The sequence below is a fragment of the Pseudomonas avellanae BPIC 631 genome (genome assembly GCF_000444135.1).
GTDB lineage: Bacteria > Pseudomonadota > Gammaproteobacteria > Pseudomonadales > Pseudomonadaceae > Aquipseudomonas > Aquipseudomonas avellanae.
This window is the reverse complement of sequence record NZ_ATDK01000246.1, coordinates 40,720-55,068: the sequence shown is the minus strand read 5'-3', so window position 1 is coordinate 55,068 and position 14,349 is coordinate 40,720. Positions and strand designations below refer to the sequence as shown.

At 59.2% G+C, this 14,349-nt stretch carries 15 protein-coding genes; 8 read left to right on the top strand and 7 right to left on the bottom strand.

Going from position 1 to position 14,349, the window contains the following annotated elements:
• Positions 1-39: 39 nt before the first annotated feature.
• Positions 40-2,241 (top strand): DEAD/DEAH box helicase, encoded by a 2,202-nt coding sequence (locus DW49_RS0113735; RefSeq protein WP_005618939.1) that lies wholly within the window; start codon positions 40-42, stop codon positions 2,239-2,241.
• 80 nt (positions 2,242-2,321) lie between these two features.
• Complete coding sequence (locus DW49_RS0113730; protein ID WP_005618940.1) at positions 2,322-3,230, top strand: LysR family transcriptional regulator; 909 nt, start codon at positions 2,322-2,324, stop codon at positions 3,228-3,230.
• Here DW49_RS0113730 and DW49_RS0113725 read toward each other — a convergent pair.
• On the bottom strand, positions 3,216-3,995 hold the full coding sequence (locus DW49_RS0113725; RefSeq protein WP_003380172.1) for a substrate-binding domain-containing protein: 780 nt from the start codon (positions 3,993-3,995) through the stop codon (positions 3,216-3,218). The two genes, DW49_RS0113730 and DW49_RS0113725, sit on opposite strands and share 15 nt — an antisense overlap.
• 15 nt (positions 3,996-4,010) lie before the next feature.
• Positions 4,011-5,312 carry an MFS transporter gene (gene tcuC, locus DW49_RS0113720; protein WP_024420608.1) on the bottom strand — a complete coding sequence of 434 codons (1,302 nt, stop codon included), beginning with the start codon at positions 5,310-5,312 and terminating at the stop codon, positions 4,011-4,013.
• 430 nt (positions 5,313-5,742) lie between these two features.
• Here tcuC and tusD point away from each other — a divergent pair, with 430 nt between their 5' ends.
• The 6 genes from tusD (at position 5,743) to DW49_RS0113690 (ending at position 9,235) form a co-directional block, all read left to right on the top strand.
• The gene (tusD, locus tag DW49_RS0113715; RefSeq protein WP_024419868.1) at positions 5,743-6,135 is read left to right on the top strand and encodes a sulfurtransferase complex subunit TusD; all 393 of its coding nucleotides are present in this window, start codon (positions 5,743-5,745) and stop codon (positions 6,133-6,135) included.
• Position 6,136: 1 nt separating this feature from the next.
• Positions 6,137-6,499: a sulfurtransferase complex subunit TusC gene (tusC, locus tag DW49_RS0113710; protein WP_005618944.1), complete on the top strand. Its 363-nt coding sequence runs from the start codon at positions 6,137-6,139 to the stop codon at positions 6,497-6,499.
• On the top strand, positions 6,499-6,798 hold the full coding sequence (tusB, locus tag DW49_RS0113705; RefSeq protein ID WP_005618946.1) for a sulfurtransferase complex subunit TusB: 300 nt from the start codon (positions 6,499-6,501) through the stop codon (positions 6,796-6,798). Before tusC ends, tusB begins: the two co-directional genes overlap by 1 nt.
• A complete protein-coding gene (locus tag DW49_RS0113700; protein WP_005618947.1) occupies positions 6,795-7,130 on the top strand; it encodes a TusE/DsrC/DsvC family sulfur relay protein in 336 nt (111 codons plus the stop codon). The genes tusB and DW49_RS0113700 overlap by 4 nt, the downstream gene beginning before the upstream one ends.
• The gene (locus DW49_RS0113695; protein ID WP_005618948.1) at positions 7,127-8,128 is read left to right on the top strand and encodes a glycosyl transferase family protein; all 1,002 of its coding nucleotides are present in this window, start codon (positions 7,127-7,129) and stop codon (positions 8,126-8,128) included. Before DW49_RS0113700 ends, DW49_RS0113695 begins: the two co-directional genes overlap by 4 nt.
• Positions 8,129-8,236: 108 nt before the next feature.
• Positions 8,237-9,235 (top strand): glutathione S-transferase family protein, encoded by a 999-nt coding sequence (locus tag DW49_RS0113690; protein ID WP_005618950.1) that lies wholly within the window; start codon positions 8,237-8,239, stop codon positions 9,233-9,235.
• 51 nt (positions 9,236-9,286) lie between these two features.
• Here the strand turns inward: DW49_RS0113690 and cysG are convergent, their stop codons facing one another.
• The 5 genes from cysG to lolA are packed head-to-tail and all read right to left on the bottom strand — an operon-like array spanning position 9,287 to position 14,316.
• Positions 9,287-10,681, bottom strand: coding sequence for a siroheme synthase CysG (cysG, locus tag DW49_RS0113685; RefSeq protein ID WP_005618952.1), 1,395 nt, complete (start codon positions 10,679-10,681; stop codon positions 9,287-9,289).
• Complete coding sequence (serS, locus tag DW49_RS0113680) at positions 10,682-11,962, bottom strand: serine--tRNA ligase (protein ID WP_005618953.1); 1,281 nt, start codon at positions 11,960-11,962, stop codon at positions 10,682-10,684.
• 16 nt (positions 11,963-11,978) lie between these two features.
• Entirely contained in the window at positions 11,979-12,353 is a 375-nt protein-coding gene (gene crcB, locus DW49_RS0113675; protein ID WP_005618954.1) for a fluoride efflux transporter CrcB, read from the bottom strand.
• Entirely contained in the window at positions 12,353-13,675 is a 1,323-nt protein-coding gene (locus DW49_RS0113670; protein ID WP_005618955.1) for a replication-associated recombination protein A, read from the bottom strand. Before DW49_RS0113670 ends, crcB begins: the two co-directional genes overlap by 1 nt.
• 17 nt (positions 13,676-13,692) lie before the next feature.
• Positions 13,693-14,316 carry an outer membrane lipoprotein periplasmic chaperone LolA gene (gene lolA, locus DW49_RS0113665; RefSeq protein ID WP_005618957.1) on the bottom strand — a complete coding sequence of 208 codons (624 nt, stop codon included), beginning with the start codon at positions 14,314-14,316 and terminating at the stop codon, positions 13,693-13,695.
• Positions 14,317-14,349: the final 33 nt, after the last annotated feature.

Sequence of the window (14,349 nt, the reverse complement as noted above, 5' to 3'; positions counted from 1 at the left end):
TCTGCGTTCGAGCAGCTTCACCCCGATGTACAGCAATGGGTGTGGTCCCAAGGCTGGACCTCGCTCAGGGATGCTCAGGAGTGGGCTATCCCTGCACTGATCGAGGCTGATCGCGACGTGATCATTGCGGCGTCAACGGCAGCGGGCAAAACCGAAGCGGCCTTTCTGCCCATTCTGACCAACCTGCTCAACAGCGCAGATCCGCCTGGCGCGGTACTTTACATCAGCCCGCTAAAAGCCTTGATCAATGACCAATGGGACAGGTTGACGCGTCTGTGCGAACGCCTGGAAATTCCGGTCGTCGGGTGGCATGGCGATGTATCAGCAAGCAAAAAGCATAAATTTCTTAAATCGCCCAGCGGCATTCTGCTTATTACTCCAGAGTCGCTGGAAGCCTTGTTCGTCAACCGTGGCTCGGCCCTGGCAGGTCTTTTTCAAAACCTTCGTTACATCGTGATCGACGAATTGCATGCGTTCATCGGCAGCGAACGCGGCAAGCAACTGCAATCGCTGATGCACCGCGTCGAGAGCGTTGCCAACAGGAAACTTCCGCGTGTAGGCCTGTCTGCGACCCTGGGGGAGATGGCGCTCGCCCGCGAGTTCCTGCGCCCGGGACAAACCCGGCGCATGGATGAAATCATTTCTAGAGCGTCGGGCCAGGACTTACAGGTTCAGGTACGCGGCTACACGATGCTGCCGCTGAAAAAACTCCTTGCAAGCGAGCAGGCGGCCACAGCAAAAGACGACGATGACGAGGAAGATGCGTCCGGGACCCGACACGCTATCGCGGCACATCTGTACAAGGTTTTGCGCGGCAGCAACAATCTGATTTTCCCCAACAGCCGCGACAAGGTGGAGTGGTACGCCGACAGATTGCGTCGTTTGTGTGAAAACGATGGTCTGCCCAATGAATTCCTGCCGCACCATGGAAGCCTGTCCAGAGACTTGCGTGAAGACACAGAGCGAGCCTTGAAAGCGGGCACCCCGCCCGCCTCTGCGGTCTGTACCACAACCCTTGAGCTGGGTATCGACATCGGCAACATCAGAGCCGTTGCCCAGATCGGACCGCCTCCCTCGGTCGCCAGTCTGCGCCAGCGACTGGGTCGATCAGGACGCCGTGAGGGAGAGCCCGCAACACTGCGCGCCTATTGCCAGGAAAGCACCCTGACACCTGAGTCAGGTCTTTCGGATCAACTCCGGCAAGATCTCGTGCAGACAATCGCCATGATTCGGTTGCTGATCGAAAAATGGTTTGAACCGCCCAGAGCGAACGGCCTGCACGCCTCGACACTGGTACAGCAGTGCTTGTCGATGATCGCTCAACAAGGTGGTGCCAGTGCAGCAGAGCTGTGGACTAGCCTGGTCGCAAGCGGGACATTTGCAGCCATCAACAAAGCGGACTTTATGACCCTGCTCAAGGCTCTGGGTGAAAAGAAACTGATCGTTCAGGACAGTTCGGGCCTGCTGCTACCGGGTGAAATTGGTGAGAAGCTGGTCAATCACTATGAGTTTTACAGCGCATTTACCACCGATGAAGAGTTCAGACTGGTCCGGGATGGCAAGCCGCTCGGATCCGTTCCTGTCAGCCGCCCGCTGACCCTGGGCCAACGAATCATATTTGGCGGCCGACGCTGGCAGGTACTGGATGTCGACCTGGAAAAGAAAGTCATTGTTGTCATGCCTGCACGTGGCGGCGAGCCGCCCGTATTCGACGGCCTAGGGGCCAAAATTCATGACCGCGTACGGCAAGAGATGCGCGCCGTACTGACAGAGAGCAGTCCCTGCCCGTTCATCGATGCCAATGCGCAAGCCTTGCTCGAAGAGGCACGCCAGACATTCCACAGGCTGGGGCTCGCAGACCAGTATCTGACTGGATCAGCCTCGACCAGTTATCTGCTGAGCTGGGCGGGTGATTACACCAATGATGCGCTTTGCCTTTTGCTCAATCAGTCCGGGGTGATGTGCTCAGGCTCGGGGCTGGTGCTTGAAATAGGTGCCTCTCGGGAAAGTGCTTTAGCGGCACTGGGCAGGATTGCAGAGCTGGATGCCAACGATGTAGAGCCGCTGTTGAAAGACGTAAAAAACCTGATCAGGGAAAAATGGGATTGGGCACTGCCCAAATCGTTGCTGATCAAGTCGTTCGCGTCCAGTCAGCTGGATATACCGGGGGCCATTGCGTTGGCAAAGGCACTGGTTCTTCATGAGCGCGACGCTGTCCTGACCGATCCGCCCTCCACCTGATTACGCCTGCAGCGCTCAAGGTATGCCCGGCCCGATCGGATACATTGATTTCCATACCCTATCAATCCACTGGCCACGCAATGTCCATCAACTTTGATCTCAACGACCTCCAGGCCTTTCGTGCCGTTGTCGAAAACGGTAGTTTTCGCAAGGCTGCGGAATCAGTGCGGATCACCCAGCCAGCGCTCAGCCGCCGCATAGAAAAACTTGAATCGGCGCTGAATGTGAAGCTGTTCGAGCGCACCACACGCAAGGTCAGCCTGACCACTGTAGGCCGCGCATTTCTGCCGCAGGTTGAACGCATACTGGATGATCTGGACATTGCGCTGATGACGATCGGCGAAGTCGGCTCCACGCGGATGGGCAGCGTCACAATTGCTTGCGTGCCCTCGGCGGCGTACTACTTCATGCCGCAGGTGATCAGCGCCTTTCGCGAGGATTACCCGAAAATCAGGGTCAAGGTGCTGGACGCCAGCGCCAACGAGGTCAACAGTGCCGTTGCCCTTGGCGAAGCCGATTTCGGGGTGAGTTTCAGCGGCAACCTGGCGCCGGAAGTGGATTTTGAACTGCTTTTGCAGGAGCGTTACGTGATGGCGTGCCGCCGGGATCACCCGCTGGCGATTCGCGAAAGTGTCAGTTGGGAAGAGATGTACAGCCACGATTACATCGCGTTGGACATCACCTCGGGCAACCGGCTGGTGCTGGATCAGGCGCTGGCACGCTCAAGACCGCACAAGGAAAGCATCTGCGAAACCCGGCACGTGACCACGATGATCGGTCTTGTGGAAGCGGGACTTGGCGTGGCGGCGGTACCCTCGATTGCCATGCCAATGACCGCTCACCCGTTTCTGGTGAGCGTCCCATTGGTCGAACCTGAGGTGATCCGCAACGTCGGCTTGATCAAGCGTCGCGGCCGTACGCTCACACCAGCGGCCCTGGAGCTGGAGCAACTGGTCAGGAAAATGCCGTTCCGGTCAGCGGGGAACTGAGTCCAGCCCGGTTTCCTGCACGGTGGCCTGCGCCTTTGGGGATGCCAGGTAATCGAGCAAAGCCTTCGCCTGTTTCGGGTGCTCGGCGTTGACCGGGATGCCTGCGGCGTAGCGGGTGACCGACTGAACGTCTTCGGGAATCTTCGCCACGAAGGTCACGCCGGGAACCGGCAGCAACTCGGCAACCTGCTGAAAGCCCACTTCGTAATCGCCTTTGGCAACCACCGAGGCCACCGGAATGCGCTCGATCATCTTGCTCTTGGGCGCGAGCTCTTGCTGAATGCCGAGCTTTTTAAAGAGCTCTTTTTCGACGTACACGCCACTGGCGCTGTCCGAATACGCGACCGACCTGGCCTTGAGCAGCGTATCTTTCAGCTCGCTGTCGGTGCCGATAGCGGGCTTGGCAGCGCCCTGCTTCACGACCATTCCGATACGCGAATCGGCAAGCTCGACACGCGATGCGGGGTCTACCTTGCCCTGCTTGATCAGGTCGTCCAACGCATAGCCGACCATGATCACTACGTCGGCACGCTCGCCACGGGCCAGACGATTGGGAATCGCCTCAGGCGCTTTGCCCATCGACGGGCCGAGAATGGTGTCCAGTGAATCCCCGGAAGACGCCGCATATTGCGGCCCGAGCAGCGTGTACGCAGCGGTAAACCCGCCAGACGTCATGACCTTGAGTTGTTCGGCCTGAGCTGCAGCGCTTACTGCTACGCAGCCCAGAAAAAGCACAGCCAGTTGATGTTTACGCGATGATTTCATGTTCATGTTCCTTGATTACACGGCTAATTGCGGGCGAGCTGAAATGTGCCGGTACAGCACCAGTGTCGCGCCCAGGGCGCACAGCGCAGCGAAAGTCATCCAGTACGCAGGCGCAGCCTTGTCGCCGGTCAGGTGGATCAGCCATGTGGAGATGGCCGGAGTGAAGCCACCGAAAACCGCGGTCGCCAGGCTGTAGGCCATAGAAAAACCGGCAACGCGAACCTCCACCGGCATGATTTCAGTCAGCGCAGGGATCATAGCGCCGTTGTACAAACCGTAAAGGCACGAGAACCACAGCAGCACCTCCAGCATGTGGCCGAAGCTGGGGGCCTGAGCGAGAAAGGACAGCGCCGGATAAGCACTGATGATGGTCAGTAAGGTCATTGCCACCAGCAGCGGCTTGCGCCCGAAACGGTCGCTCAGCATGCCGCCGATGGGCAGCCAGATAAAATTGGACACACCGACCAGCAAGGTCACCAGCAGAGCATCGGCGGTACTCAGGTTCAGCACGGTTTTGCCAAAGGTCGGTGCATAGATGGTGATCAGGTAAAACGTGGTAGTCGTCATCGCGACCATCAGCATCCCGGCGATGACCACACGCCAGTTCTGCAGCAGCGTTGCGAAGACCTCCCGCATGCTCGGGCGGTGTGAGCGGGTGGCGAACTCTTCGGTTTCCTGAAGGCTGCGACGCAGCAGGAAAATGAACGGGATGATCAGGCAACCGATGGCGAATGGAATTCTCCAGCCCCAGTCAGCCACCGCCGCAGGGGCCATCCACTGGTTGAGCGCGTAACCCAGCCCAGCCGCGACAACGATCGCCACCTGCTGACTACCGGATTGCCAACTGGTGTAAAAGCCTTTGCGACCCGGCGTGGCCATCTCGGCCAGATACACCGACACCCCGCCCAGCTCGGCTCCGGCAGAGAACCCCTGCAATAAACGCCCCAGCAAGACCAGCGCCGGTGCCCAGAGCCCGATAGTCGCGTAGCCGGGCACCAGCACAATGAGCAGCGTGCCACTGGCCATGATCGACAGGGTCACGATCAAGCCTTTGCGGCGGCCGACGTCGTCTATATAAGCGCCAAGAATCACCGCCCCCAAGGGACGCATCAGGAAACCCGCGCCAAAGACCGCAAAGGTCATCATCAACGAGGCGAACTCGCTGGTCGCGGGAAAGAAGGCCGAGGCGATTTGGGTGGCGTAGAAGCCGAACAGGAAGAAATCGAATTGTTCGAGGAAGTTGCCTGATGTGACGCGAAACACTGCTCCGGCCCGGGATCGGGCGGACGCAGTTTTATGGGGTGATGAGCCATTCATGGGTGTTCTCCAGCGATCTTGTTAGAGTGCTTGTCAGCGCTTGTGATCGAGGAGTCTGACGGACACACTTTGAAACGATAAGTGCTATGTTTTCATCGATTGATGTTTATTTGTTATCAATCAGTGGGCGATTGGCCTAGTCGTGCCGCGTGCTGATCGTTGCGCGTGACGCTATACGTTTCGTGACGCTCTGCGTTACACAAGGGTTCTGCGATGTCAGCTGGATATATTCCAGGCTCAAGTCACCTCTTCGCCCCTCGGCGACTGACTTTGAAGGATCAAAGTAAGCAAAATCCCCGCTCCGTTTCCGGCCCGACGTCGTCGGGTTCCTTAGCGTCAGCCAGATAAGTGTCGCTGCCTTTCACGCCAAACCCACACGCCCGGCCCTGAATTCTTTATCATTGCGCATGTTTTATTGGCAGAGCCGATCATGAAATTCGCCATTTCGCTTTTTTCCGCCGCGCATGCGCCTTCCTCGCGGCGTGCCTTGCTGTTTGCCAGGGCAGTGCTTGCAGGCGGGCATGAGATTGTCCGGCTGTTTTTTTATCAGGACGGTGTGCACAGCGCGTCGGCCAATGTCGTGACGCCCCAGGATGAGGAAGATCTGGCGCTGCAGTGGCGCGATTTCATCGCCGAGCACAACCTTGATGGCGTGGTGTGCATCGCGGCTGCACTGCGTCGCGGCGTGCTTGATACTCAAGAAGCCGAGCGTTATCAGCGGCCAGCGGCAAATCTGCTCGCGCCGTGGGAATTGTCCGGGCTGGGTCAGTTGCACGATGCAGTGCAATCCGCTGACCGTCTGATCTGCTTTGGGGGGCCATGAGATGTCGAGATCACTGTTGATTGTCAGCCGTCAGTCACCCTGGTCAGGTCCGGGCGCTCGGGAAGCACTGGACATCGCGCTGGCCGGCGGTGCGTTCGACCTGCCGGTCGGCCTGCTGTTTGTGGATGACGGCGTGTTCCAGTTGCTGCCGCAACAAGTGCCCGCCGCCCTGCAACAGAAAGACCTGACCGCGAACCTGAAGGCGCTGTCGATGTTTGGCGTCGACGACCTGTACGCCTGCGGGCAAAGCCTGACAGAACGCGGCATTCCTGCCAGCGCGCTGAGCGAGGAGATCCGTCAGTTGGCCGCACGGTCCGATTTGTCGGCACTTTTTGACCGTTACGACGAGGTGATTACGATCTGATGGCTACCTTGCACGTTGTTTCTCATTCGCCCTTTGCCGACACCCGCCTGGACAGCTGCATGCGCCTGCTGGGCACACATGATGGCCTGTTGCTGTGCGGCGATGCCGCGTATGCATTGATGCCCGCCAGCGCACATAGACAGAACCTGCAGCCCCTGATCGACTCGGTGAAACTGTTCGTCCTTGATGAAGACCTCAAGGCACGTGATCTGTCGCTGCCTGCGGGAGTGAACAGTATCGACTACCCGGCTTTCGTCGACCTTTCGTTACGCTTCGACAAGGTCAACACCTGGTTATGAAACAGTTGATGATTGACGGACGCAGCATCGAACTGGACAAGGACGGCTTTCTCAAGCACCTCGACGACTGGTCGATGGACATTGCTAATGCCATCGCTACTGAAGAAGGTATCGCGTTGAGTGCCGAACACACCGAAATCCTCCTGTTACTTCGGGATTTCTACGCCGAGTTTCAGCTATCGCCCGCCACCCGGCCGCTGATCAAATACACCGCACTCAAGCTGGGCACGGAAAAAGGCAACAGCCTGCACCTCAACCGCTTGTTCAACGGCACCCCCGCCAAACTTGCCGCCAAGCTGGCGGGCCTGCCAAAGCCGACCAATTGCATATGAACGACTACGCCCCGCTGGTTACCGAAACACCTGAAGAACACCCCTTCGCCCCTTTCGTCCGCATTCTGGGCAAAGGCAAGCGTGGCGCACGCAACCTGACGCGCGAAGAAGCGCGAGAGGCGATGGGCATGCTGCTCGATGAAAAAGTCGAGGACACCCAGCTTGGCGCCTTTCTGATGCTGCTGCGTCACAAGGAAGAAAGCCCCGAGGAACTGGCGGGCTTTACCGAAGCGGTGCGTGAACGCCTGAATGCCCCGGCCATGCAGGTCGACATCGACTGGCCAACTTATGCAGGCAAGAAACGTCACTTGCCGTGGTATTTGCTGGCAGCCAAGTGTCTGGCGCAGAACGGCGTGAAGATCCTACTGCACGGCGGCGGCGCACACACCGCTGGCCGCCTGTACACCGAGCAATTGCTGGGCTTGCTGAACATTCCTCTGTGCCGTCACTGGTCAGCGGTCGAAAGCGCACTGGCACAAGGCAACCTGGCGTTCATACCGCTCGCAGACTGGGCACCGCAGTTGCAGCGCATGATCGACCTGCGCAACACGCTGGGCCTGCGCTCCCCCATTCATTCGCTGGCACGCATTCTCAACCCGTTGCAGGCCCGTTGCGGCCTGCAAAGCATCTTCCATCCGGGCTATCAGGGCGTGCATCGCGATGCCAGCAGCCTGCTGGGCGATAACGCCATTGTGGTCAAGGGTGACGGCGGCGAAATCGAGATCAACCCCGACACCATCAGCCACCTGTACGGCACCACCGGTGGACAGCCCTGGGACGAAGAGTGGCCGGCGCTTTCACCGCGTCGCCATGTGAAACCGGCAACACTTGATCCGCAGCAATTGCTGGCCCTGTGGCGCGGCGAAATCGAAGACAGTTACCCGCACCTGGCGCTGATCTCGACCATGGCACTGGCCCTGCGTGGCCTGGGCGTCGCGCGCGAGGACGCTTTCCAGCAAGCGCAAACGTTCTGGGATCGCCGCGACAGGACCCTGTGACCTATCGGCTGTGACGATGAACGGCGTCCATAATCTTGCGCTTTTCAGATCGAACCGACGCGCCTGAACTGACCTCCAAGTTTCATCATTCAGCAACGGGAGTCAGACATGGGCCTTCTGGTCGATGGACACTGGCAAGACCAGTGGTACGAAAGCAGCAAAGATGGCGCGTTTCAGCGCGAAAATGCTCAGCGACGTAACTGGGTCACGCGCGACGGGCAAGCAGGGCCATCAGGTGAAGGTGGTTTTGCTGCCCAAGCGGGCCGTTATCACCTCTACGTGTCTCTGGCGTGCCCATGGGCGCATCGCACATTGATCCTGCGCAAGCTCAAGGGTCTGGAAAAGCTGATCGATGTATCGGTGGTCAGCTGGCTGATGCTGGAAAACGGCTGGACCTTCGATCAGCAGAAAGGCTCAAGCGGCGACGCGCTGGATGACTTTCGGTTCTTTCACCAGCGCTACACGGCCGATGACCCTCGATACACCGGTCGCGTGACCGTTCCGGTGCTGTGGGACAAACAGCAGCAGCGCATCGTCAGCAATGAGTCTGCGGAAATCATCCGCATGTTCAATTCTGCGTTCGACGAATTGACCGGCAATACCCTGGATTTCTACCCTTCCGCGTTGCAGTCGAGCATTGACGAACTCAATGAGCAAATTTACCCGAAGGTCAACAATGGGGTCTATCGAGCCGGGTTCGCAACGTCGCAGGGGGCGTACGAGGAAGCCTTCGATGATGTGTTTGCTGAACTGGATGTACTGGAGAACCTGCTGGGCGAAAAGCGCTATCTGACGGGAAAACACCTCACCGAAGCAGACATACGTCTGTTCACAACCATCGTGCGCTTCGATGCGGTCTACTACAGCCACTTCAAGTGCAACCTGCGGCGCATCGCGGACTACCACAACCTCAGCAACTGGCTGCGCGAGCTTTACCAATGGCCAGGCATTGCAGAAACCGTAGACTTTGAACACATCAAAGGCCACTACTACGCTAGCCATCGCACCATAAACCCGACCGGAATCATTCCCAAGGGGCCAGCACTTGATCTGCAAGCAGGTCACGACCGCGAGCGATTGTCAGGTGAAGGTGCCCGGAGCAAGTAACACATAAGCAAAACGAGAGGGATAGCCCGAACGGGCTATCCACTTTCGGACTCAGAGCGTGGCCTGAGCGCCTTCGAACCAGGCCAGCTTCTCACGCAACTTGACCACTTCGCCAATAATCACCAGCGTCGGCGCATGAACCTCATGTTCGGCAACCAGTTGCGGCAGGTTGGCCAGAGTGCCGGTGAATACACGCTGATTGACCGTGGTGCCCTGCTGAACCAGCGCGGCAGGCGTGTCGGCAGAGCGGCCGTGTTTGATCAGCTCTGCGCAAATGACCGGCAAACCGATCAGGCCCATATAGAACACCAGCGTCTGAGCGGGCGCCACCAGATCGGACCAGGGCAGGTCCGTCGTACCGTTTTTCAAGTGCCCGGTGATGAACCGTACCGACTGCGCATGATCGCGGTGCGTCAGCGGTATGCCTGCGTACGCCGCGCAACCGCTGGCAGCGGTAATACCCGGAACCACCTGAAACGGAATACCGTGCGCCGCCAGCTCTTCGATTTCCTCGCCACCACGGCCGAAGATAAACGGATCGCCCCCTTTCAGGCGCACGACACGTTTGCCTTGCTTGGCCAGTGCAACCAGTTGCTGATTGATCTGCTCCTGAGGCACAGCATGCTCTGCACGACGCTTGCCGACGTAGACACGCTCGGCATCGCGACGGCACAGGTCAAGGATCGTCGGTGCGACAAGGCGGTCATACAGCACCACGTCCGCTTGCTGCATCAGACGCAAGGCGCGAAAGGTCAGCAAATCCGGATCGCCAGGACCTGCGCCGACCAGATACACCTCACCGGTTTGCGCCGGTGGCTCGCCAGCGATCTTGGCGATCAGCAGGCGCTCGGCCTCGGCACCCTGCCCGGCCAGTTGACGGTCGGCAATGGCCCCCTGAAAAACCTCTTCCCAGAACGCCCGGCGTTGCTGCACGTTAGGGAGCAGGCCTTTGACCTGATTGCGAAAACGCGCGGCAAGCCCGGCGAGCTGCCCGTAACTGGAGGGAATCCAGGTTTCCAGCTTGGCCCGGATCAGACGTGCCAGCACCGGCGCATCGCCGCCGCTGGACACGGCAATCACCAAGGGCGAACGGTCGACAATAGCCGGAAAGATGACGGTACACAGCGCCGGAGCATCCACCACGTTGACCGGCACGCAGCGTAGCCGGGCATCGCGAGAAACCTGAGCGTTTAGCGGCTCGTCGTCCGTGGCGGCAATGATCAGCACGCAGCCGTCAAGATCGCTTTCGCTGTAGCCGCGCAGAATCAGTTCGCCGCCGCTGTGCGCAACCAGCTCGCGCAACTGGGTTTCTATTTCCGGCGCAACCACGCGCAGTACAGCCCCGGCATCAGCGATCAGGCGTGATTTGCGCAGGGCAATCTCACCGCCGCCGACCACCAGCACGCGGCTGCCACGCAGGTTATGGAACAGCGGCAGAAACTCCATTTAACCGATAACCTCAAGGCCGCCCATGTACGGTTTGAGCACTTCCGGCACGCGAATCGAACCGTCCGCCTGCTGATAGTTTTCCAGCACGGCCACCAGGGTACGACCTACCGCCAGCCCCGAACCGTTGAGCGTGTGAACCAGTTCCGGCTTGCCGGTTTCCGGGTTGCGCCAGCGAGCCTGCATGCGACGCGCCTGGAAATCACCGCAGTTGGAGCACGAAGAGATTTCGCGGTACTTGTCCTGGCTGGGGATCCACACTTCCAGGTCGTACGTCTTCACGGCGCTGAAACCCATGTCGCCGGTGCACAGCGCGAGCGTACGATAAGGCAGCTCCAGCAGTTGCAGAACGCGTTCGGCGTTACCGGTCAGCGACTCAAGGGCCGCCATGGAATCGTCAGGGGCAACGATCTGGACCATCTCGACCTTGTCGAACTGGTGCTGGCGGATCATCCCGCGGGTGTCACGGCCTGACGCGCCCGCTTCGCTGCGGAAGCACGGCGTGTGGGCAACGAACTTGAGCGGCAGCTGTTTGGCGTCAAGAATCTCGCCCGACACAATGTTGGTCAGCGACACTTCAGCCGTCGGGATCAGGTACAGATCAGCTTCGCCTTCACGCGAGATCTTGAACAGGTCTTCCTCGAACTTCGGCAACTGACCCGTGCCTTGCAGCGCCGGTGCCTGCACCAGGTAAGGCGTGTAGGTCTCTTCGTAGCCATGTTCGTTGATGTGCAGGTTGATCATGAACTGCGCCAGTGCGCGGTGCAGGCGTGCGATCGGGCCACGCAACAACGCGAAACGTGCGCCGGACAGCTTGGCGGCGGTCTCGAAGTCGAGCCAACCGAATTTCTCGCCCAGCGCAACGTGATCCTTCACCTCGAAGTCGAACGCCGTCGGCGTGCCCCAGCGGCGCACTTCGACGTTACCTTCTTCGTCAGCGCCAACCGGCACGGATTCGTGAGGCAGGTTCGGGATGTTCAGCACCAGTGCGTCCAGTTCGGCCTGGATGGCGTCCAGCTCGACCTTGCCTTCGCTCAGTTCGTTGCCCATACGCTCGACATCCGCCATCAACGGCGCAATATCTTCACCGCGCTGCTTGGCCTGACCAATGGATTTGGAACGGGCATTGCGCTCGGCCTGCAACTGTTCGGTGCGGGTCTGCACCACCTTGCGCTGGGCTTCCAGCGATTCAATGCGCGCCACATCCAGTGTAAAGCCACGGAAAGCCAGGCGATCCGCTACGTCCTGAAGTTGAGTACGTAACAGTTTGGAATCGAGCATATCGTTCTCTCGTCTATCAAAGTCTGGTCAGGGACAGGCCAACCCAGGTTGCGAGCAGCCCGCCGAATACACTGATACCGGCATAGCCCAGAGCCAGCGGTACTTGCCCGCTTTCCAGCAGGCGCAGCGTATCCAGTGAAAAGGATGAAAAGGTCGTCAGACCGCCTACAAAGCCGACAATCAAGCCGGCACGAATTTCGACGGGCACTTCAGGCCGTGACAAAAACAGGCCATACAGCACACCGATAATCAGGCAGCCGACAATGTTGACTGCCAGCGTCGCCGCGTAAAAATAGCGTGGCCAGTTGGCGCTTACCCAGGTACCTGTTGCAAAGCGCAATAATGTACCAGCGATACCGGCGATCGACACCGCAAGAATGGTTTGAATCATCACTTTCTCCGCTGGCGAGGGCTGGCAGCGTCCAGCGCGTTAAGATGCCTGAGCTTCTCACCGATCTTGAGCTCAAGGCCGCGCGGCACGGGTTGATAATACTGGCGTGGCTCCAGTTCGTCCGGAAAGTAATCTTCGCCTGCGGCATAAGCGTCCGGCTCGTCGTGGGCGTAGCGATATTCTTCGCCATAACCGAGTTGTTTCATCAGCTTGGTCGGCGCGTTGCGCAAGTGCAACGGAACCTCCAGCGAACCATGTTCGCCCGCTTCGCGCATCGCAGCCTTGAATGCCATGTAGACCGCGTTGCTTTTCGGCGCGCAGGCCAGGTAGACAATGGCCTGCGCAACTGCCAGCTCACCCTCGGGGCTGCCGAGCCGTTCCTGCACATCCCAGGCCGACATGCACAATGGCAGCGCGCGCGGATCGGCATTGCCGATGTCTTCACTGGCCATGCGCACCACGCGCCGCGCCAGGTACAGCGGGTCGCACCCGCCGTCGATCATGCGCGCAAACCAGTACAGGGCGGCATCCGGGTTGGAGCCGCGAATGGATTTGTGCAGGGCCGATATCTGGTCATAAAACGCCTCGCCGCCCTTGTCGAAGCGGCGTCGGCTGTCGCCTAGCAGGCTCTGCAACAACTCGATATCAATCTCGCTGCCATCCTCGGCCAGATCGGAGGCGTTTTCCAGCAGGTTGAGCATGCGCCGGCCGTCACCATCAGCAGCGGCCATGAGCATCGTAAACCCTTCGTCACTCAAGGTCAGCTTGCGTTGCCCGAGCCCACGGTCTTCGGTCAGGGCGCGATTGACCAGCTTGCGCAACGCCGCCTCGTCGAGGCTTTTGAGCACGTAGACGCGAGCCCGTGACAACAAGGCGTTATTGAGTTCGAACGAAGGGTTTTCAGTGGTTGCGCCGATGAAAATCAGCGTGCCGTCCTCAACGTAAGGCAGAAACGCATCCTGTTGCGACTTGTTGAAGCGATGCACTTCGTCGACAAACAGAATCGTGCGCTTGCCGTATTGCCCGGCCTGTTGCTTGGCGACTTCCACGGCCTGGCGAATTTCCTTGACCCCGGCCAGCACCGCCGAAACAGTCTCGAAATGTGCGTCCGAAACCTTGGCCAGCAACCTGGCCAGCGTAGTCTTGCCGACGCCGGGCGGGCCCCAGAAGATCATCGAGTGCAGCGCGCCCTGCTCCAGCGCCTCGCGCAGAGGCTTGCCGTGGGCCAGCACGTGCTCCTGACCGACATACTCATCCAGATTGGTAGCACGCAAACGTGCAGCCAGGGGCTGAGCTATCGGTTCGCGGCTGAACAGGTCCATGTCAGGAATAGGCCCTTTTACTCTTGAATGACATCAGCGCCCTTGGGAATCTGGAACTGAAACTTGCTGACAGCAATCGACTCGTTGGCTTTGACGCCGGTGAACAGGATGTTGGTGCGCTGCCCGACGCTGTCGATCAACTGCATATCGTTGATGATACCGTTACGAAACGACAGGCGCAGGCTGTCGAACAGCGTGTCCTTGGTCTTGGGCTTGAGCACGAAATCGATCACACCACCGGCTTCCTTCGCGGTGATATCAAAACTTTCGCTGATCTTTGACACGTCACCGGACAGCAGCAATGCCGGGGTCTGGGTCAGGCGCTGATCAAGCTTCTTGATCGTGACCTGCTCAAGATCAGGGTCCCACAGCGAGACCTTCTTGCCGTCGGAAACCATCAGTTGTTCCTGAGGCGCGTCGGTGTGCCAGTTGAACAGGCCTGGGCGCTGCAAGGCCATTTCGCCGGTGGTTTCCTGCAACTGAGTACCGCCACCGTCCAGCGTCAACTGCGAGAAGCGTGCGGTCAGCGTCTGGGATTTTTCCAGCAGTTGGGTCAGACGTGCCACGTCCTTGCCGTCGGCATGGGCAGGGATCACGGAGAAGGTCAGTGCGGTGGCCAACAGCATGCGGATAAGACGCATGGGATTCCTCTTTGAAGTCGATGATGATGCGAC